Source organism: Vibrio splendidus (genome assembly GCF_003345295.1).
Lineage (GTDB): Bacteria > Pseudomonadota > Gammaproteobacteria > Enterobacterales > Vibrionaceae > Vibrio > Vibrio splendidus_K.
The window spans coordinates 1,233,281-1,251,828 of record NZ_CP031056.1 but is presented as its reverse complement, the minus strand read 5'-3'; the positions used below and the strand labels follow the sequence as shown (position 1 = coordinate 1,251,828).

Annotated in this window: 17 protein-coding genes and 1 pseudogene; 12 read left to right on the top strand and 6 right to left on the bottom strand. The window is 42.4% G+C overall.

Going from position 1 to position 18,548, the window contains the following annotated elements; all coding sequences use genetic code 11:
- Positions 1-207 precede the first annotated feature (207 nt).
- Positions 208-1,122 carry a LysR family transcriptional regulator gene (locus DUN60_RS21250; protein WP_114635364.1) on the top strand — a complete coding sequence of 305 codons (915 nt, stop codon included), beginning with the start codon at positions 208-210 and terminating at the stop codon, positions 1,120-1,122.
- 72 nt (positions 1,123-1,194) lie between these two features.
- Here the strand turns inward: DUN60_RS21250 and DUN60_RS21245 are convergent, their stop codons facing one another.
- The 3 genes from DUN60_RS21245 to DUN60_RS21235 all read right to left on the bottom strand — a co-directional run bounded on the left by DUN60_RS21245 (position 1,195) and on the right by DUN60_RS21235 (position 5,684).
- Positions 1,195-1,752 (bottom strand): PhnA domain-containing protein, encoded by a 558-nt coding sequence (locus DUN60_RS21245; RefSeq protein ID WP_004730927.1) that lies wholly within the window; start codon positions 1,750-1,752, stop codon positions 1,195-1,197.
- 220 nt (positions 1,753-1,972) lie between these two features.
- Positions 1,973-4,411, bottom strand: a complete 2,439-nt coding sequence (locus DUN60_RS21240; RefSeq protein WP_114635363.1) for a VolA/Pla-1 family phospholipase — start codon at positions 4,409-4,411, stop codon at positions 1,973-1,975.
- Between the two features lie 13 nt (positions 4,412-4,424).
- Positions 4,425-5,684 (bottom strand): outer membrane protein transport protein, encoded by a 1,260-nt coding sequence (locus tag DUN60_RS21235; protein WP_048608352.1) that lies wholly within the window; start codon positions 5,682-5,684, stop codon positions 4,425-4,427.
- A gap of 356 nt (positions 5,685-6,040) precedes the next feature.
- Here DUN60_RS21235 and DUN60_RS21230 point away from each other — a divergent pair, with 356 nt between their 5' ends.
- The gene (locus DUN60_RS21230; RefSeq protein ID WP_114635362.1) at positions 6,041-7,123 is read left to right on the top strand and encodes a site-2 protease family protein; all 1,083 of its coding nucleotides are present in this window, start codon (positions 6,041-6,043) and stop codon (positions 7,121-7,123) included.
- An 85-nt stretch (positions 7,124-7,208) separates the two neighbouring features.
- Here DUN60_RS21230 and DUN60_RS21225 read toward each other — a convergent pair whose 3' ends face one another.
- Positions 7,209-7,997, bottom strand: a complete 789-nt coding sequence (locus DUN60_RS21225; RefSeq protein ID WP_065206097.1) for a M48 family metallopeptidase — start codon at positions 7,995-7,997, stop codon at positions 7,209-7,211.
- Positions 7,998-8,185: 188 nt separating this feature from the next.
- On the opposite strand from DUN60_RS21225, the gene DUN60_RS21220 reads away from it, so the two are divergent.
- The 4 genes from DUN60_RS21220 to DUN60_RS24815 all read left to right on the top strand — a co-directional run bounded on the left by DUN60_RS21220 (position 8,186) and on the right by DUN60_RS24815 (position 11,023).
- On the top strand, positions 8,186-8,611 hold the full coding sequence (locus tag DUN60_RS21220) for a hotdog fold thioesterase (RefSeq protein ID WP_004730936.1): 426 nt from the start codon (positions 8,186-8,188) through the stop codon (positions 8,609-8,611).
- Positions 8,612-8,687: 76 nt separating this feature from the next.
- A complete protein-coding gene (locus tag DUN60_RS21215; protein ID WP_004730938.1) occupies positions 8,688-8,921 on the top strand; it encodes a DUF3389 domain-containing protein in 234 nt (77 codons plus the stop codon).
- A gap of 154 nt (positions 8,922-9,075) precedes the next feature.
- Positions 9,076-10,788 (top strand): SgrR family transcriptional regulator, encoded by a 1,713-nt coding sequence (locus tag DUN60_RS21210; protein WP_114635361.1) that lies wholly within the window; start codon positions 9,076-9,078, stop codon positions 10,786-10,788.
- Positions 10,775-11,023, top strand: coding sequence for a recombinase family protein (locus DUN60_RS24815; RefSeq protein ID WP_244212225.1), 249 nt, complete (start codon positions 10,775-10,777; stop codon positions 11,021-11,023). The genes DUN60_RS21210 and DUN60_RS24815 overlap by 14 nt, the downstream gene beginning before the upstream one ends.
- Before the next feature lie 109 nt (positions 11,024-11,132).
- On the opposite strand, the pseudogene DUN60_RS24810 reads toward DUN60_RS24815, so the two are convergent.
- Positions 11,133-11,737 (bottom strand): annotated as a pseudogene (locus tag DUN60_RS24810) (transposase); the annotation flags it as partial.
- A 924-nt stretch (positions 11,738-12,661) separates the two neighbouring features.
- Positions 12,662-12,859 carry a hypothetical protein gene (locus tag DUN60_RS21190; protein WP_114635358.1) on the bottom strand — a complete coding sequence of 66 codons (198 nt, stop codon included), beginning with the start codon at positions 12,857-12,859 and terminating at the stop codon, positions 12,662-12,664.
- A 554-nt stretch (positions 12,860-13,413) separates the two neighbouring features.
- Here DUN60_RS21190 and DUN60_RS21180 point away from each other — a divergent pair.
- From DUN60_RS21180 to DUN60_RS21155, 6 genes are all read left to right on the top strand, one after another.
- A complete protein-coding gene (locus DUN60_RS21180; RefSeq protein WP_114635356.1) occupies positions 13,414-13,680 on the top strand; it encodes a hypothetical protein in 267 nt (88 codons plus the stop codon).
- Positions 13,681-13,797: 117 nt separating this feature from the next.
- Positions 13,798-15,045, top strand: coding sequence for a hypothetical protein (locus DUN60_RS21175; protein WP_114635355.1), 1,248 nt, complete (start codon positions 13,798-13,800; stop codon positions 15,043-15,045).
- Between the two features lie 7 nt (positions 15,046-15,052).
- The gene (locus DUN60_RS21170; RefSeq protein WP_114635354.1) at positions 15,053-15,892 is read left to right on the top strand and encodes a hypothetical protein; all 840 of its coding nucleotides are present in this window, start codon (positions 15,053-15,055) and stop codon (positions 15,890-15,892) included.
- A gap of 97 nt (positions 15,893-15,989) precedes the next feature.
- Positions 15,990-17,149, top strand: a protein-coding gene (locus DUN60_RS21165; RefSeq protein ID WP_114633672.1) for an IS3 family transposase whose coding sequence is annotated in 2 segments (ribosomal slippage) — positions 15,990-16,257 and positions 16,257-17,149 — 1,161 coding nt in all. Because the reading frame shifts where the segments join, the coding sequence is not laid out codon by codon here.
- A gap of 151 nt (positions 17,150-17,300) precedes the next feature.
- Positions 17,301-18,209 carry a DMT family transporter gene (locus DUN60_RS21160; protein ID WP_114635353.1) on the top strand — a complete coding sequence of 303 codons (909 nt, stop codon included), beginning with the start codon at positions 17,301-17,303 and terminating at the stop codon, positions 18,207-18,209.
- 21 nt (positions 18,210-18,230) lie between these two features.
- The gene (locus DUN60_RS21155; protein ID WP_017082269.1) at positions 18,231-18,482 is read left to right on the top strand and encodes a hypothetical protein; all 252 of its coding nucleotides are present in this window, start codon (positions 18,231-18,233) and stop codon (positions 18,480-18,482) included.
- The last annotated feature ends 66 nt before the right edge of the window (positions 18,483-18,548 follow it).

Sequence of the window (18,548 nt, the reverse complement as noted above, 5' to 3'; positions counted from 1 at the left end):
CGATAAAGGAACTATTGCAATGTTAATAATCGTATATAGAGGACCGGATCCATCAAACGTAGGTAGGTTTAGGTATATACTAGAAAGAAGAGTTAGCAAAAGGCACAAATCATTAGCTATTTAGATCCGTCTTTTTATCATTATTATTCTGATGCAGTAGATATTTTTCTATTTCATATGCATGACTAAGAAAGTAAGCACATCAAAATGAACTTTAGTATTGAACAACTTCTCGCGTTTGTGACCGTTTATGAACAACGGTCATTCAGCAAAGCAGCAGTAAAACTCAACAAGCACAGAACGACCGTCGGCCAGGTTATTACAAATTTGGAAGATCATCTTGCTGTGCATCTTTTTGAAAGAGTTGGCCGCTCTGTTGAACCAACGGAGGACGGGCACCTCCTTTATCACTACGCAAAACAGACGATTGAGCAAGCTCGTACTTTTGACAAAGTAGCGTTGAGCCTTTCTTATGGTGGGTTAGAGAAAATAACAATCGCGTATTCTAGTTTCGTTCCACAACGTGTTTTGGTGGATATACGTAAACGACTTAAGCACGATTTCCCAATGATGCGAGTGAACTTTCTGGTTAGGAATAAGAACGAAATTAAACAAGGAATACAAAGTGGGGAATATCACTTTGGACTGGTGAATGCTCACAATAGCCGGGCGATGCATAGTTTTGATTCTACTTTCCTTGGGCATTTTGAGTTCTACCCATTCGGACAAAAAGGGGGAGCGCTCTCACATATAGACAAAGATGAAGTATTAGTCGCACTAAGGAGTTCTAAACAGTTCGTATTGAAGTCTCTGATTGATGAAGGGATGTCTGAGAAGATTATTGTTAGCTCTGACTATGAGGAAATCGATCAGCTTTCGTTAGTGATCAAAATGCTTGAAGAGGGTTTTGGATGGGCACTTCTTCCTAAGGCATTTTTTACCGACTCTGAATTTTCAAAACATTCAATCGAGCCCATTCACTCTGCGCAAATGGTGGAAGGATTCAAATTTGGATTCGCGTTGTGGTGTCCGCACTCGAAACAAATCAGTGGTATCAAAGGTTCTTTGGTGTCGGTTATTAAAGAGTACCGCGAGCAACTTATTGATAGTTTTAAGTCGTGAAAATTTGAGATATTAAAAAGGCGCTAATTATTCATTAGCGCCTTTTTAGATTTTGTTCAGCGAAAAGAAGAATTACTTCTTACGGCAGAACTCAGCGATTACGTACATTGATTGACCGCCGTTTGTTTTACCAGAAACAAGCTTAGGATCGTCACCAACGCTGATGCCACGGATAACAGTACCTTGCTTAATCACTTGGTTAGTACCTTTGATTGGCAGGTCTTTGATTACTGTTACGTCGTCACCTTTTTTAAGTTCAACGCCGTTCACATCAAGAGGCTTGTCATCAGCAGACATGCCGATTTGTGCCCAAACTGATGTTTCTTCTTCAAGGTACATCATGTCTAGCGCGTCTTGAGCCCAGCTTTCAGAGTTCAGACGAGTAAGTTGACGCCACGCCATTACTTGAACTGGCGCTTCTTGGCTCCACATGCTGTCGCTTAGGCAACGCCAGTGGTTGATATCTTTTGGATCGTCAATCTCACCCAGGCATTTGTCACATACCATGATGCCGTGATCCACTGTTACGTGGCTGTGTGGCGGTACTGCGTATGCAGTAAGAGAAGAATCAGAACCACATAGTTCACATTTAGATTGGCAGCGTTCTAGCATCGTAGCTTCAGAAGACATAATGGACTCACATTTATTAGGTATTAAATTACGGGGCTATTATCCACTTTATTTACAATAAAGAAAGAGGTCGTACGGTATTCTGTCTTGATTAATTTTAGCTGAGATCAACCATTTGTGTTTTAAGGTTCTATGCAAACGGTTAACTAGGGGAATTGTTCGAACGACAGATACAAAAATGCCAGCGGTTAGGCTGGCATTTGTTGAGTTGCTCTATTTATTATTCCAGGAAGGAACCAGTAATAGATCCTGAAGTTAACGCGTTGTCTATTAAGAAGTCTACAGCTTGTGTCTGCATGCTTACATGATGACCTGCGTCCAAAGGTGTCGGTGTCGTCTTATCTTGCGGTATTACAAACGTACTGTGCGCAGCAACATCACTGAACTTAACAAAATCCTTCGCTCCGTCTGGGCTCGTATTACTCGAATCAACGACTTTTAGTTTCAGCTTCGTTGCTAACGGTGTGGTTCCCGCGAACGGAGCGTTTGCGACTGTGTTTGGTACTGTATCATCACCTTGTACTTGTCCCATATAAATAGGCAGAACAGGTGAGCCAGAAGCAACTAGATAAGCAGCATTGGTAAACGGATCAACAGTATCCAACACGGTTTGTGCAGCGTAAGCGAACTGTTGAAAAGCGGCTGTCATGGTTGCTTTCTGCGCAACGGTCGCGTTTGCTTCAAACGTTGTGTAACACTGTTTGCTAGAGAGGCTTCCACAGTTCGCGGTTGCAAAACCTGCGTACTCAGTTGAAGCGCTCAATGCCACGCTGTGCTTAACTTGAGGGCCAAACTCTGTAGAACCTAATAGAAGGTTCGATATCTGACCGCCTGAGTTTTCAAAGGCTGCTGCACTGAATGAGTAAAGCGAATTAGCTGCGACACTACCGAGAGTACGGCTAGAGGCTGCAACTGCAGTCGTTCCAACAATACCGCCGAGTGAGTGGCCTAAGAACTTCACTTGTGAGCCAGTAGCTAGATTAAATGCCTTCAATGGAGACGTTGTGAGTGCCCCAGCTTTTAATGATACAGCTAAAGCTGCGCGCAAGCCCAACACATCAAGTGCACTTTGACGTACGTTATCGCGAGCGACGGGTAAGTTCGCTAAGTTCAGATAAGCTAACACGTCAGCGTTTGCCGAACGAGTATCATCTAAACTGCGTGTACCGTGGATCGGTAAGTCAATCGCCAATACAGCCACACCTGCTTTTGCAAGGTTGTAAGCGAAAGCATAAGCGTTCTCTTTAGCCGAAGTGATGCCGTGTTGGTAGATCACTACATTCGTCGGATCAGAACCATTTGGCGTAAACAGTAATAATTCGACGTCTTCCAATGATTTAACTTGAGGGACAGGAGAGTATTTGGTGATGACTCTTTCGCTATCAAGTGCTGAACCATCTTTGAGAGTCAAGTTTAACCCAATGAGTTTCAGCTGCTCTGTTTGACTTGTCGCTAATATACTTGCATCAATACCAGCAGCAATAAGCTGAGCTGCCATGTTCGCCTTTTCTGCACTATTACTTAGGGCACTTGAAACCTTAGCTAGGCTAGGCATAGCAGATTCAAATGGCTGAGAATTCCATTTGCTGCTGCTTGTCTCAAGGTAATAAGGTAACTTAACTGACCCTTGGCTTACATTGACATCAGCGCTTGATGCATCGTACATCGCGCCGATTGCAAATTTGGCTTTAGCAATCTTCGTCGCGTCACCACCACCAATGTATTTGTCAAAATCAGTGTCATTTGCTAATGCTGTTTTAAATGTTACTGCAGGAAGAAACGACATAGTGTAAGCGGTTTTTAGGTCAACCGAATTAGGGTTTGCACTGCCTTTCCAGACACCATTGAGATTTGCAGTTGCTAATCCTGTTGCGGTTGCAGCCTTTGTTGCGAAAAGAGAATCACCAACGGATTCAGTAGTAAACCAAGTCGAGTAAATGATGTTCTCAGTATCAAGATTAATTGCACCAGCTGCAGTAGCTCCGGCGAAGATCTTTTCAACGCCTTGAGTGACTTGTTGCGCTTGAGCAAGGCTACCTTCGGTATAGGTTACTACACTTGATTTCAGGGCTGCATAACTTGGTGACATACCAACTGGGTCACCGTTGGTATCGGTTAGTTCATTCGACAGCGCCAATACGTATTCGCTTGACGCATCAAGAGATTCGTTGAATACAATGGTGAATGTGTCAGTTGAGGCGCTAGATAGAACATTAAAATGAGTTCCTTGTGCCAATACGCCAGTAACAGTTGGTGCAGTTTCAGAAGTGAGTGAGCCACTAAGCTTTAACAGGTAAACACCACCAGTTGCGACACCATCAGCTAAACCAGTACCTTCAAAGTTCATGATGATTGGCATCGAAGTTGACCAACCATCCATTGTGTTCATTGCTGCAATAGGGTTGGTTAATGAGTCATCACCACCGGTCGGCAAGCCAAGTGTACCGTCGGTAGCATCCATCAACGCGAAACTAGGAAGAGGAACAGCAATATCAGCACCCGTTAATTGAAACTTGATGCTCGTCGCTTGTGCGAGTGAATCTTGAATGTATTGCTCATATTGAATCGCTGTTGAAGCACCTGAACTCGAAGAGTCATCACCACAACCAGCAAGAAACATTGCTGAAGCGAGCAGCGAAACATTAAATAACTTTTTCATGTTTTAATTCCGTTTAGTTGAAGGTGTAGTTCATTTGAATTGCAGATAGGTAAGCGACTGCATCACCAGAGAATTCAAGTTCCTGACCCAGTTCATTGGTTTCAGTGAAATCACCTTCTTTACTTTGAACAAGAGCGAAACCAGCATCGATTGAAAGGTTAGGGCTGTACTGATAAGTCAAACCTGCGCTGTACCAGAAACGGTCGCTATCTGGAATACTCAATGTCGCTTCACCGGCTTGCTCGTCATAAGCTAAACCAGCTCTTAAGGTCCATTCTTGGTTTAACTGGTAAGTTGCACCCAGTGAGTAACGGTTATTGTCGTCGTAGTCTTCGGTCTTTTTAAAACACTCGCCATTTGCGCAATCTGAACTCGTCGCTTTAAGCTCTTTAAAGCTACTCCATCCAGTTTGTTGCCAGCCGTAGTGAATTGCCCATTGGTCAGTCAATTGGTGGAAAGCTGAAATTTCAATAATTGAAGGCAACGTGATTTTTAGACGGCCTGTTGTTGTCGTAGCACTACCTTGCACGATGCTGCCCGTGTAATCAGTAAAGTCACCATCATCAAAGTCGAGGTCTACCTCTGAACGATAAGCGATAGAGAATCGGTTGTTTTCATTCAGTTCATATAACGCGCCTACGTTCCAACCAAATGCAAATGTTTCACCTGTCATGCTGATCAGTTTTGTAGAGGCAGAGTCACCAGTAATGTTAGAGATAGAGCCTTGGTGACGATTAAGTTCAGCTTCTGCGTAAACGAGATTTGCACCCGCACCGACACTAAATTGATCATTAATACGATAAGCGACATTAGGGTTTACGTTTACTGATATAAGTGAAGTATCACCAGCAAGATCACCCGCATAAATATCATCTGGGTAATCGGTAGCAACTCCATAGTTAGAGAACATACCGATACCCCAAGCCCATTTATCGTTGATTGGGCTGATGTAGTAAGCAGCAGGAACGACTTGCAGTGGCGCTACGTCTTTGGATACTTGGCTCTGTCCGCCTGAACCTGGAACATTGTTTTGAGTAATATCCACCTCTGGATCAACGATAGAAACCGCGCCTGAAAATTGGGCTGTATCAAATAGGGTCATTGCGGCGGGGTTTCTCGCTAGTACACTCGCGTTATCAGCTACAGCACCTTCACCTGAAAATGCGCGACCAAGACCTGAGGCAGAGTGCTCAGCAACTTGGAAACCAGCCGCAAGTGAATTACATGCAAATAGCACAGAAAGTGAAACGAGAGAGCGTTGTATTGTTTTCATCCTTGACCCTCCTAGGGCATCAAATCTCATTCTTATTGTTGAAAACACACTGAGCGTTGTTGGTGTTTAAGCTCCAATGTAAATGGCATGTTAAATTCATGTTTAATATAAAGTCAAAGAATGAGTTGTCATTTTGTGAAGTAATATTTTAAAGGGACGGCACTCTAACACTGATAATATAATTACAATCAATGATTTATGCGTGGTTGGAGGTGTGACCAGAATGTTTATGTTAGGTGTTGGTATAAATAGTGTTCAACTGCTCAATATGTAACAACTTTGTTTATGTTTACCGTTAATCGCTAAATCGGCATAATATCGATTCATATTGATAGTCATTAAATTGGAATTAAAGTTTGGAATTACTCGCGATAGAGTTTCTTGGAAAACCACTTCGTTTAGAGGGGTCAATGGCAGGGTGGCAACAGTTGTATTGGGACAATACTTTGGTGTCCCAATTAGACGCAACCACAGATCAAGATGACGCTCGAACTCATGCATTTACTCTGCGCGCAGGCGAAGAAACGTTGCAGTGTCACGTTGAGGCGTCCGTTCAGTGGCAACCGTTTGAGATGACCTATAAAGCGACCGTGAATGGCCAAACCGTTACCGAAGGCAATCGAAACACCAAAGATATCGAGCAACAAACACCGGTTGTCGCACCAAAACCAGAGAAGCGTTTTAGCTTAATCGGGTTAGTTTCGCTGGGAATGAAAGCCCTCAAGAGTGCCAAGTTAATCAAGGTGGTACTTGCCTCTGCGAGTTTAGCCGCTTATTCGTGGCTATTTTCAATTCAGTTCGCTTTAGCCTTGATCGCTTGTTTAATGTTCCATGAATATGGGCACATTAGAGCTATGAAATACTTTGGAATGAAGACCAAAGGCATCTATTTGATACCATTCCTTGGTGGTTTGGCGTTATCCGACGAAAAGATCAATACGCGCTGGCAAGATGTGGTTATCTCGATCATGGGACCATTGTTTGGCTTGATACTGTCGTTGATATTTATGGTGTTGTACTGGGCGACTGGCGAAATGTTCTTCGCCGGGCTTGCAGTATTTAACGCATTATTAAACTTGTTTAATCTATTGCCGATTTTGCCTCTCGATGGCGGACATGTGCTGAAAAGTATCAGCTTTTCGATGAACAGCGTGCTTGGCATTGTACTTTGTGTTGCAGCAGCGGTTGCTGGCGTCGTATTGAGTTACCAGCTGAACTTAACCTTGTTTGGTTTCTTATTGATTATGGGCAGTGTGGAAATACTATTCGAATGGAAAGGGCGTCACCACAGTCACTTGTTGCCATTAGACAAATACGGTCAAGTCGTGTCGTTTGTTTGGTATGTGGGTCTAGTGAGTAGTTTGATCGGTGTTATCTGGTATTTTGCATCTACGGGTGATCAGCTATTAAGCCTACCATTGCAAATTCTTGGTACTTAACAAGAATCAAAAACAAAAAAATGCCCTAACCAATACGGATAGGGCATTTTTGTATTCGAAGTTTAGCGTCTAAACGAATGTTAGATTACGCTTTGCAATTTGGTCTTAGTGAACCCGAACTAGGTAACGTTTTTATCGTCGCCTGTAGATCTTTGATACGCGTACTGTGGGAAGGGTGCGTAGACAGCAATTCTGGCGGTTGGCTACCACCTGATGCTTTCGCCATGTTTTGCCACAAGTCGACGCTCTGTTTAGGATCGAACCCTGCCTGAGCCATATATTCTAAACCAACAACATCGGCTTCTGATTCCTGAGTTCGGCCATACGGTAGAATAACCCCGTATTGAACACCTAAACCTAGGGCAGCCATTGTCATGCCTTGGTACTGTTTGTATTCTGATGCTCCTAACGCAACACTGGTAATGGATAAACCAGTATTAGCGATTTGAGACTGAGAGAGACGTTCGTTGCTGTGGTCAGCGAGAACGTGCGCCACTTCATGTCCGATAACCGTTGCGAGTTGGTCTTGATTGACCGCTACCTTAAGTAACCCTGTGTACACGCCAATTTTGCCACCCGGCAAAGCAAAGGCATTCACCTGGTCGCTATCAAAAACAACAACTTCCCATTCACTAAAGCCCTGTTTTGGAATATGTTGAGTAATGCTATTTGCAACGCACTGTACATAAGCGTTCGTTTTCGCGTCTTTACTTATTGGCTGTTCTTTCTTCATTTGTTCAAAAGATTGCGCCCCAAGTTGAGACATGTCTTGATCAGAAAAAAGCAGTAATTGGTTTCTTCCTGTCGGGGAAGCGCTACATGCGGTTAGGCCTGCAAGTGTGAGAAGCGAGGCAAACTTCATCCATGACGTCATACAATATCCTCTGTGTATTCGGTTTTTATGCATGTTAACATCAACTTGCGTAATAACTAAGAGCTGTAAGATAAGTATTGTATTTAAAAACATTGTTATCGTTAAGATCACTATTAACGATAATGAAGCTATTCACTTAATAATAAAGCGATTCACGCACTAATAAAGTCAATAATTAAGGAACCCATATGAGTATTTGGAAAAAGCCCGTTGACCTAGATACCTTCAACGCGACCTCAAAAAACACCTTAATTGAGCACCTCAACATTGTTTACACAGAAGTAAACGATAATTCCTTAGTGGCAACCATGCCGGTTTGTCATTTTACGCACCAACCACTAGGCATGCTTCATGGCGGCGCATCGGTTGTGCTAGCTGAAACGCTTGGCTCATTGGCGGCTAATTTCTGCGTACCAGAAGGCTACTATTGCGTTGGATTAGATATCAACGCGAATCACGTAAGATCAATGCGTGAAGGCCATGTTATCGGTACGGCTGAACCTATTCACCTGGGTGTCTCTACCCAAGTATGGCAAATCAATATCACTGACGAGCGCCAACGCTTAGTTTGTACGAGTCGATTAACGATTGCGGTGAAAAAACATAAGCGATAATAGAGTAGGCAGCAGTTAACTGTGTTCTATTTAGAAAATAGTAATTTGTATTTAAAAGAAGTAGCTAGAGAAACCGATGGTCATAACGTTTAAAAGTGGAAAAGTTATCGCAACCGCACATGAGCTGGTTGTTCGTTTAGATGGGGAACATAGAGTCACGCTGCAAGCGCAAGTTGATGCGATTCAATTAATTGGAAAAGGGGCAAATGTCATTTCGGCGAATGGCTCTGAGTGCAAGTGGTCAATTAAATTAGATAATGAACAACAGCTTCGTGACATCGCCAATGAAATCGGCTGCGATGTGATGTAACCGTATGCTGCAAAAGTACTTAGCCATTCTGTTTGAATAACATCTTGGGACGTCATACCCAATAATTCGCAATAAAAACACGTCAGTAAGATTGATTTTACGTCTTAAAATAGGGAAACTGAATTCAATGTCCTTTGAATAAGTTTTCCTCTTTATGAGCAGCCCAAGACTTCGCGTTCAATTTGAAACCCTGTTTGAATACTTCGATGGTAAAGATTCTGATGTTCAGCTCGATGACATAACAGATGTACTCTGTTGTACCCGTCGTAATGCAAGAATGGTACTCAACAAACTTGAAGAACAAGGCTGGGTAGAGTGGCTACCGGCGGCTGGCCGAGGTAAGTTATCTCAACTTATCTTTAAGCAGAATCGTTGCGATGTCAGTGAAAACTTAGCGAGGCGGTACTTACAGGAAGGTAAAATTGGTCAGGCGCTGTCAGTGCTTGACCACAATGCTGCCAAGCTTACTCAGGTTATTCAAAACTATTTGGGTGTGCAATATCAAGAAGGTGAGCAGGTCATTCGTTTGCCTTATTACCGACCGCTCTCTATGCTTAACCCGACAAAATCGATGCGACGTTCAGAGCAGCATATTGCCTGCCAAGTCTTCAGTGGGTTAACGCGATTGGATGAAAATGATCAGTTACAGCCCGATCTTGCTCATTCATGGCAAAAAATCAGCGACTATCAATGGCGATTCTTCTTAAGGCCGGGTGTCCGTTTTCATAACGGGGAGCCTCTATTAACGAACCATGTTGTCGACACGCTTCTTGCGCTCGAACCACTCAATTTGTTCTCGCATATTAAAGATGTCTCTTCACCCGCAAATTGCGTGGTCGATGTCTTCTTAACGCGCCCAGATAAGTATTTCCCACTCGCGCTCACGGAATCGGTCGCTAAGGTCACTTTACCGATGATTTTACGTGGCGAAGACTACGATATTCGACCAATTGGTACGGGCCCGTATCGCATTGAGAAGAACGATGAGAAGCAACTGGTATTAACGGCTTTCAACGGATACTTTGGTTTCAGGCCGTTGATTGATCGCGTTGAGGTTTGGGTGGTTGATGAGGCGTATTCTTCTATGGTTTACCCAAGTCTTTCGAAACCTGTAATGGCCGACCGTGGTGATAGTGATGAAGTAGAGCTTGATCCCGGTTGTACGTATTTACTGTTGAATAGAAAGAAGGGCATCGCACAAGATCCCGCATGGGCGGAGTTTTTGTCTAACGCATTGAATGCCGCTGATCTGTTTGTTCATATCCCAAAAGAGACCGTCATCGATTTGGGCGTTCTACACGCCTATGGGATAAAACCTGGTTGGTATGACATAAAGTTAAACACGCCAGTCTGTCCACCAGCAAATGCGAAACCAACCATAAAATTGGCGTACCAATGCCAACACCCGATGTTCCCAACACTTGCCAAAGCGATTGTCACCATGTTGAAGCAATATAATGTCGATGTTGAGCTTATCGGTTACGAAACCGATCCTCCACACGCCGATAATGTTGATATTTGGATTAATCCAATGGGTATCGCTAACAACAGAGACGATGCATTGGCCGGCTGGTTAATGGACTACAGTTTTCTTGATGAATCTAGCCCAGCTGGAGACTTCGACCAATGGTGTCACATGATTGATCGTTGGCGTTCAGGCGAATTCGACCAATTCCCAGCAAGGCAACTCGGTAAGCAACTGGTGCAAAGCAATCAGTTAATTCCGATGTTCCACTGTTGGTTGGGCGTTAACAAAGATCAATGTGGTACGTTGCAGAACGCAAAATGTAATGCATTAGGCTGGTTCGACTTTAGCCAAGTTTGGGTTCGCCCAGACCATCCGGAGAAATCGAATGATAACGTATAGTTATAAGCGTTTCAGTAGCAAGCAGCAGTCAGATGGTACTTCTATTGAGAGGCAGGCAGCCAAGGTAACAAAGTATTGTAAAGAGAACTACTTAGAGCTGAGTCGTCAGAACTTTGAAGATTTAGGGATCAGTGCATACCATCAAAGGAACACTGAAGAAGATGCTGGGTTAGGTCAGTTTATATCAGGCCTTGAAGAAGGAAAGGTTAGTACACCTTGTTACTTGCTTGTGTAAAGCTTGGACAGGCTTTCAAGGGCTAATATAAAGACAGCTATGACTCAGTTATGGCGTATCACTGATTACGGTGTATCAGTTGTTACATTGATAGATGGGAGAATCTATATTTTGCATGTCTATATCGATGCGGACCTGGCTGTTTACTCATTAAATCACCTTCACGCATTATCTGGCGAACCTTGAATCGTCCGGCCTTTATGCCTTCTTCGCTCAGCATCGAGACAAGAGTACGACTGCCAGCAGAGCCTCGACTCATGTTGAAGAGTTCTTTAATTTGGCTAGCTAGACGAATGCGACTGGCATCCGGCTTGCGTTGCTTAAACTCGTAGTAACAAGATGAAGCTACGTTGAACAGTTCGCAAAGCATTTTGACCGATTCATGCTCCCTCAACTCGTCTATTAACGAGAACGTTCGAGTTCGTCCGACATTAAGAGAGCTGTGGCCTTTTTTAATATGGATTTTTCTCGTTCTAGCCGGTTAATCCGGGTTTCTAACTCTTGGATTTTCTTTTGCTCAGGAGTGAGGGCTTTGGTCGTTGGAGTCATCCCACCTCGCTCAACTTTGAGTTGGTCGACCCACCGCCGTAAAGCCGTTTCACCTACGACCATAGAGTTAGCTGCTTCAGGTATGGAGTGCCCTTGATCAAGAACCAAACTTGCAGCATCTATTTTGAACTCAGTAGAAAATGTACGTCGTTGTCGTTTTGTCATTGAACACCTCATTTATGGTGGAGACTTTACCACCTAATTTGGTGTCCGGGATCATTAGATCACTACATAACGCCTCGGAGTGAAATTAAGTCTATCGAGCTAATACAGGACGGTGGCAATCCATTTTACAAGGGGGCAACTAGGGCAACTAAGATTTGTAATGAAGATGACTACACTGTTGTATTACTTGACCAAGGCTAGTCAAATCCGCCACTGAAATTACACTGAAAAAGGGAAGGTCTGTGTCTTTGGTGCAAAGCTGTAGTGCCATTCTAGGCACGTAAGCGAATGCGCCTATAACTTATGTTTATGTTAAGTTATTTAAACCGCCACTGGTGTCGTACTGCACCGTCATATATGGCGGAATCATAGAGGCTTACCCAGCCTCAATCAGTCTCCATTCCACTAAGTGACTGAAAAATGGCCTGTTATGTGGGTTGTTTTATTGATTAATGTTAAGCGTATGCTAATATACGCTTGTTTTCAAAGGAAATAAGTTTACCAGAAGATTAACAGTTAACTTGAAGGTAGCACCCTAGTTAAAAAATTGGCTATCTCCTGAACACATTTGAGTTTTATTAAGGAAATTTATTTGTGGGCTACATCGATATAAAAATGTTGATAGAAATATGTAGCTATTTAACTCGTTATCAGGAGAACTTTAATGGAAATAAAAATAAACTGTAAGCTAGACCCTCGTTCATTGGAAGCCGTGTCTAACCTTGTAAAAGTTATTGCTTTGGGGGGTAGTACGGTGACTGTCTTATTAGCAGTCATTCCATTTATTCCTTTACTTGGTTAGTAAAGGGTTAAGATTGAACGATTAATGCCAGAGGGGGTTAACAACAGAAGGACTATGTTGTTAATCCTCTTGCTTACTCTAAATACTGCTAGTAACCACAATGCCCGAGTAGGGCAGAGTCCCTATAAGAACTCCAGCACTTCACCTGTATTAGTATCAACTATCACATCATCATCTTTACTAATGTGCTGAAAGGCATTAGCTAAGAATCTATCATTCCATCCATTCCTTAAATTCCACAGATGACGATCAAGAGGCTTAATGTTCTTCTTTGGTTCACCTTTAAATCTTGTCTCAATATCAGCTATTACATCACTCATGGGTCTCTTTTAGTTTCCGCAACGTATGTAACGGGAACAGAAGGAGAAGGGTTAGTTGGGTCATTTGGAAACTCACTGAAGCAATTATCAACATCAATGTAAATATCAGTCTCTTTACCCAAACTGATGAAGTTCCTTTCACCATGAAACAAGATAGCTGAACTAGCACAACGTAAAGCAGAACTAGCCCAAGAAGACGCTGGTAAGAAAGCACTAGAAGCTGCACACCTCAAAGAGATAACAGACAAGGCTCAGAAAGAAGAAGATGACCGCAAACAAAGGTTGGTTACTGAGTCCTTACGTCAATCTAAAACCCAAGAACAGCAATCTATAGAAAGCTCAAAGATGCAAGAGCGCAAAGTTAAAGCCGAAGTATGGATAGCTGAAAGGAATGCTGAACATTTGGCATGGAGACATCTTGGCAATAGCTATGACATTGTTAATAAGAGGAACAACGCTCATATGAAGTGGCAAGTAGCAGAACCTATCCGCCCTACAGATCACTGGTTCAACCCTGACTGGGTAATTAAGGAGCAATTTAAGGAACTCTACCAATGAGCTTAGAGAAATTAAAGAAAGCCGAGCTTATTCAAATGGTTAAAATCTTAGAAAGCAATCATGACAAGCTAGTAGATGACTATAACTTGCTTCTACACTTCTTGGAAAAAGAGGAAACTGATAACAAAACAAGCATGGACTCTCAAGGTTTATTTGTACAAGAGATTATGAAAGCTTCCAAGTTCAAGAAACCAGTTAATACACCAGAAGCGATTGATCAGCTTGTTAAACATATTAAGAAATGCGACAAAAGGTGGAAATAATAAAATTTCTTCCAGTTATTGATTAGTTGATAGTAAGCCCCTTGAGAGATCTTGGGGCTTTTCTTTTATATAAAGAAAAGTGATACTAGTTACTTATCAATTAGATAGGTAATGACTATGGGCCAAGCCCTTGATGAAATGCTAGTAGTCTACACTGACGAAACTTTCAAAGACCAGTTTATAGATTCAATAATTAGCCTCCAAAATACTATTAAGGGCTTCGAAATCGAGCTCGAAATAAGTGAATTAAAGGAAAGTGTCTTGGATCATGATGGAATTGACGCCAAGTCAGTCGCGTTTGTCATTGACCCAGATGAGCAGGTCGAGGTCTACAGTCATGCAGTTCATGAGTTTGGTGAATGCATGTCTATCTTACAAAAGGATCTTATTCTATTAGAGACAGATCTAGAGATTGCTCAATTGATAGACTATGTAGAATACTTTAGTCCAACGCTATATCTACATAGGGTATTTGCTTCTGGTCAAGAGCAAATAGATTACTTCCATCTTCTAACTCTTGAAGCTATAGCTGAAGGTGTACAAGTCTACTTCTCTTCAGAAGGTTCATTTCATTTTAGTTGTCTACTAGAAAAGAAAGGCCATAAAGAGCCAGTAGGACACGATAGTTTCGTAGTTATCAGAGGGGACAACCTGACTTTGGAACGATGCAGGAAGATATACAAGTCATTCATATTTGAAGTCAACACTGTCTCAAATATCTCTCTTGAATCTAGTCCTAATAAGCCTTATGAACTTGATGATTACGTTTTAGATGAGCCTTACATCGATTCAACTACTTACAAGAGAGGGTTGATTATGTGTGATGATACAGAGCAGGTAATCGAGCTTTATAACAAGGCTATGTGCTGCGATGATGATGAGGTCTCTATCTTGTTCTATTCAAAGGTTCTAGAGTTCGTGTCTGAGACTGTTGTGAGATCTAAAATAACTGATGAGGCTAGAAAAGCTCTATCTAGTAATAGGGCAATGAATCCTGATGCAAACTTCATTAAAGAGTTACAGAACCTATTTAAAGACCATTCTTATCAGAAAGATGCTGACTCCATTAAATTAACAGTCCAGACTTGTGGTTACATGAGTGATTTAGAAGATAAAATACCTAGCCATATCAAGAAAAAAGTAGTTACTGCGAGACAAAAGGGCGTTCCAGATGCTCTAAGTCTAATAGCAGACTCAATAACTGCCACCAGAAACAGCATTGCTCACGCTAAATCGAACTATAGGCCATCCGGTAAAGAGATCCCTGAAGAGCAATATAATGAATTATCAGAGCTTCTTCGGGTGTTGGCTCAGCAATGCATTAGGTGGTATGCCGCACAAAGCCCACTCACTAGGGTTAAGTAACTAACCTATGACTAAGAACCATGATAAGGCACTGACAGAGCTTGCTGAATTTAGGTGGGCTTTTGGAGGACTACTATTACTCAGCGTTATATTGTTTGGTGTTATTGGCTATAACTCAGATCTTAAATGGCAGTTTGACTACGAAGGGTTCAACTTCTTTGTCAAAGCTTTTTCAGTGCCTTTTGCAGTCCTAACTTCAATCATACCTATCGTTGGTTTTATTGCTTTGAATCACAGGTCAGTACAAACAAAAGAACAGATTGAATTAGCAAGATCGCAGAACTCATTTACTAATTACTACAAACACATTGAAGAGTTTGAAAAGTACGTAAGTGATCTATATGACCCACTAAATTCTATAAATGCCAGAAAGGTCCATTTTGAGCTTTTTCCGAACGCTAAAAGCGGAGACTACACGCCTATTGATCCAGGACACTTTGACTTCACCGTAAGCATCACGAATATAGCTAACAGTGCTATCAGTTATATTGAAGAGGGTGAACATCAAGATTATATAGCGTTTGTGAACAATTGTAGTGACCTGCAATGTCAGATTTACCATTCTTGTTCTGATATGGGAGAAGACATAAGTAACTCTGCTTTTGTAATAACATCTACAGAAGGTACACCTGAGGAGCATGTCTTCAATGGGTTGCGCTCACTGTATAGAACAATTAATGGTTTTCATAAATTAAGAGCGTTTGAATCCCCACAGGTTCAATGTGTAACAGAGTCTTTGTTACATAAACTTGTATTACGTAATAAAACTCCCATTGATAAGAGCAGCTCTGAAGAGATACTGGTAACCCTTAAAGAAATTGTTAACCACTCTAACTTACGGTTTTAAAACTAAACCGATTAAATCTCACTGGTTCGGTGTAGTGGTCTAATGATCCCGGACACCAAATTAGGTGGTAAAGTCTCCACCATAAATGAGGTGTTCAATGACAAAACGACAACGACGTACATTTTCTACTGAGTTCAAAATAGATGCTGCAAGTTTGATTCTTGATCAAGGGTACTCCATACCTGAAGCCGCTAACTCTATGGGCGTAGGTGAAACGGCTTTACGGCGATGGGTCGACCAACTCAAAGTTGAGCGAGGAGGGATGACTCCAACGACTAAAGCCCTCACGCCTGAGCAAAAGAAAATCCAAGAGTTAGAAGCCCGGATTAACCGGCTAGAACGAGAAAAATCCATATTAAAAAAAGCCACCGCTCTCTTAATGTCGGACGAACTCGAACGTTCTCGTTAATAGACAAGTTGAGGGAGCACGAATCGGTCAAAATGCTTTGCGAACTGTTCAACGTAGCTTCGTCTTGTTACTACGAGTTTAAGCAACGCAAGCCGGATGCCAGTCGCATTCGTCTAGCTAGCCAAATTAAAGAACTCTTCAACATGAGTCGAGGCTCTGCTGGCAGTCGTACTCTTGTCTCAATGCTGAGCGAAAAAGGCATAAAAGCCGGACGATTCAAGGTTCGCCAGATAATGCGTGAAGCTGATTTAATGAGTAAACAGCCAGGTTCGCATCGATATAGACATGCAAAAGCAGAAAGGCTAGATATTCCAAATCTACTGAAGCGTGAGTTTTCTGTCAGTACTCCGAATCGTGTTTGGTGTGGCGATATTACTTATATTTGGTCAGGTTCGAAGTGGACCTATTTAGCGGTAGTGCTTGATCTATTTAGCCGACGCGTTGTGGGGTGGTCTTTATCCGATAAGCCCGATACCGAATTAGTATCTAAAGCTTTGGAGATGGCCTGGGAGCAACGAGGATGTCCGAAGAACGTGATGTTCCATTCAGATCAAGGCTGCCAATATAGCAGCCGTAAATATCGCCAAAGACTTTGGCGATATCGTATAACTCAAAGCATGAGTCGTCGTGGTAATTGTTGGGACAACGCTCCCATGGAGCGGCTATTTAGAAGCTTGAAAACCGAGTGGATACCAGCAACAGGTTACCTGACACAAGCTCAAGCTAAGAAAGACATCAGCCATTACCTGATGAGTTACTATAATCGGCAACGGCCTCACCAAGCAAATGATGGGCTGTCGCCAGTAAATGCCGAAAATCGGCTTAAGTCAGTGTCCGGAATTTGTTGACCACTACACGGGACTAGTTCTGTTACTCAAAACATTCTCCCTACTTAAATATATGAGACAATTTTTTAGGTGGTATAGTAAAACCCATAGCCAAGTCTAGGTAAAACCTGACGTTGACTAAAATCAGAGAAAACTCAATTAGGACAACACGATGCAAACTGTGATAGTTACATTTATTACGCTGGTGGCCTTTGCTGCTAATTCAGTTTTGTGTCGCTGGGCTTTAATGGATCAAACGATTGATCCTTTGAGCTTTTCGATCGTGCGCATCTTGTCTGGTGCGCTTACACTTCTGATTTTATTCACTTTATCTTCCCAATCAAAATCTAAGCAAGAACTAGCAAACAACAGCACATCGGTATATATAAAGCTAAAGTCACAGTTTCAATTCACATCAATATTGTCACTGCTTGTGTATATGTTTGGTTTCTCATTCGCTTACTTAAAGCTTGGCGCAGGTCTTGGTGCGCTGGTGTTGTTTGTCGCAGTACAATTTACGATGATTGCCGCGCACTTGTTCTCTGGAAACAGAATGTCATTACTTGAGTGGGGAGGATGTTTGTTATCTGTAGCAGGGCTTGTTTACTTGTTAATGCCAACTGAATCGACACAGGCACCAGACTTAGTTTCTATCGTCTTGATGTCTCTGGCCGGAGTTGGGTGGGGTATTTACACATTGGCAGGAAAGAAATCTTTAAACGCACTGCAATCGACGACCGCTAACTTTGGATTTAGCTCGCTAGTTATCCTTGCAGGTTTAAGCCTTCTAGTTGTAATACCTAATGCAATGCCTCAAGCCTCTATCACTGAGCAAGGTTTGATTTACGCGGTTATATCGGGCTCGGCGGCTTCTGGTGTGGGTTATAGTTTGTGGTATTACGTGGTGAAAAAGCTTAATACAGTGGTCGCATCCATTGCACAGCTCTCTGTGCCGGTTATCGCGACACTCGGTGGCGTCTTGTTACTCTCCGAGCCGGTCACCATGCAATTTATTATCTCATCGACCGTTATTTTACTCGGGATAAGCTTGGTTCTTGTCGCACCTAAACTTAAGAAATAAAGAGTTCAATCATTAACTTCTATGGCTAAACCAAACAAGAAACAACCAACCAAAACGGTTCAGATTTTCTGTGCGAAATGCAAAACGCAACTTTTTAAGTATCGGAAAGGTGGCAAAGGTGCCCTCGTGAAGTGTTTTAAGGAACGTATTGTTGAAGATTTCACTAAAGAGCCATGTGTATGCCCTGAATGTGGGATTGAATTCGCGCGAGATACCTTGGTTCGAGGTACGCCAGCCTACAAGTTTGTGGGTGGCAAGGTGACTATGAAGTAGAAAAGAACAAATGCCACGACACAGTTTCTGTGTCGTGGCATTTAAATCGACTTATTAGCTTATAAG

Excerpts from the sequence above, each read along its gene's own strand:
- DUN60_RS21180 (WP_114635356.1), top strand. The coding sequence starts at position 13,414 with ATGAGCTTAGAGAAATTAAAGAAAGCCGAGCTTATTCAAATGGTTAAA.
- DUN60_RS21245 (WP_004730927.1), bottom strand. The coding sequence starts at position 1,752 with ATGTCTTCTGAAGCTACGATGCTAGAACGCTGCCAATCTAAATGTGAA.
- DUN60_RS21155 (WP_017082269.1), top strand. The coding sequence starts at position 18,231 with ATGGCTAAACCAAACAAGAAACAACCAACCAAAACGGTTCAGATTTTC.
- DUN60_RS21160 (WP_114635353.1), top strand. The coding sequence starts at position 17,301 with ATGCAAACTGTGATAGTTACATTTATTACGCTGGTGGCCTTTGCTGCT.
- DUN60_RS21210 (WP_114635361.1), top strand. The coding sequence starts at position 9,076 with ATGAGCAGCCCAAGACTTCGCGTTCAATTTGAAACCCTGTTTGAATAC.
- DUN60_RS21225 (WP_065206097.1), bottom strand. The coding sequence starts at position 7,997 with ATGACGTCATGGATGAAGTTTGCCTCGCTTCTCACACTTGCAGGCCTA.
- DUN60_RS21235 (WP_048608352.1), bottom strand. The coding sequence starts at position 5,684 with ATGAAAACAATACAACGCTCTCTCGTTTCACTTTCTGTGCTATTTGCA.
- DUN60_RS21250 (WP_114635364.1), top strand. The coding sequence starts at position 208 with ATGAACTTTAGTATTGAACAACTTCTCGCGTTTGTGACCGTTTATGAA.
- DUN60_RS21190 (WP_114635358.1), bottom strand. The coding sequence starts at position 12,859 with ATGAGTGATGTAATAGCTGATATTGAGACAAGATTTAAAGGTGAACCA.
- DUN60_RS21240 (WP_114635363.1), bottom strand. The coding sequence starts at position 4,411 with ATGAAAAAGTTATTTAATGTTTCGCTGCTCGCTTCAGCAATGTTTCTT.
- DUN60_RS21220 (WP_004730936.1), top strand. The coding sequence starts at position 8,186 with ATGAGTATTTGGAAAAAGCCCGTTGACCTAGATACCTTCAACGCGACC.
- DUN60_RS21170 (WP_114635354.1), top strand. The coding sequence starts at position 15,053 with ATGACTAAGAACCATGATAAGGCACTGACAGAGCTTGCTGAATTTAGG.
- DUN60_RS21175 (WP_114635355.1), top strand. The coding sequence starts at position 13,798 with ATGGGCCAAGCCCTTGATGAAATGCTAGTAGTCTACACTGACGAAACT.
- DUN60_RS24815 (WP_244212225.1), top strand. The coding sequence starts at position 10,775 with ATGATAACGTATAGTTATAAGCGTTTCAGTAGCAAGCAGCAGTCAGAT.
- DUN60_RS21215 (WP_004730938.1), top strand. The coding sequence starts at position 8,688 with ATGGTCATAACGTTTAAAAGTGGAAAAGTTATCGCAACCGCACATGAG.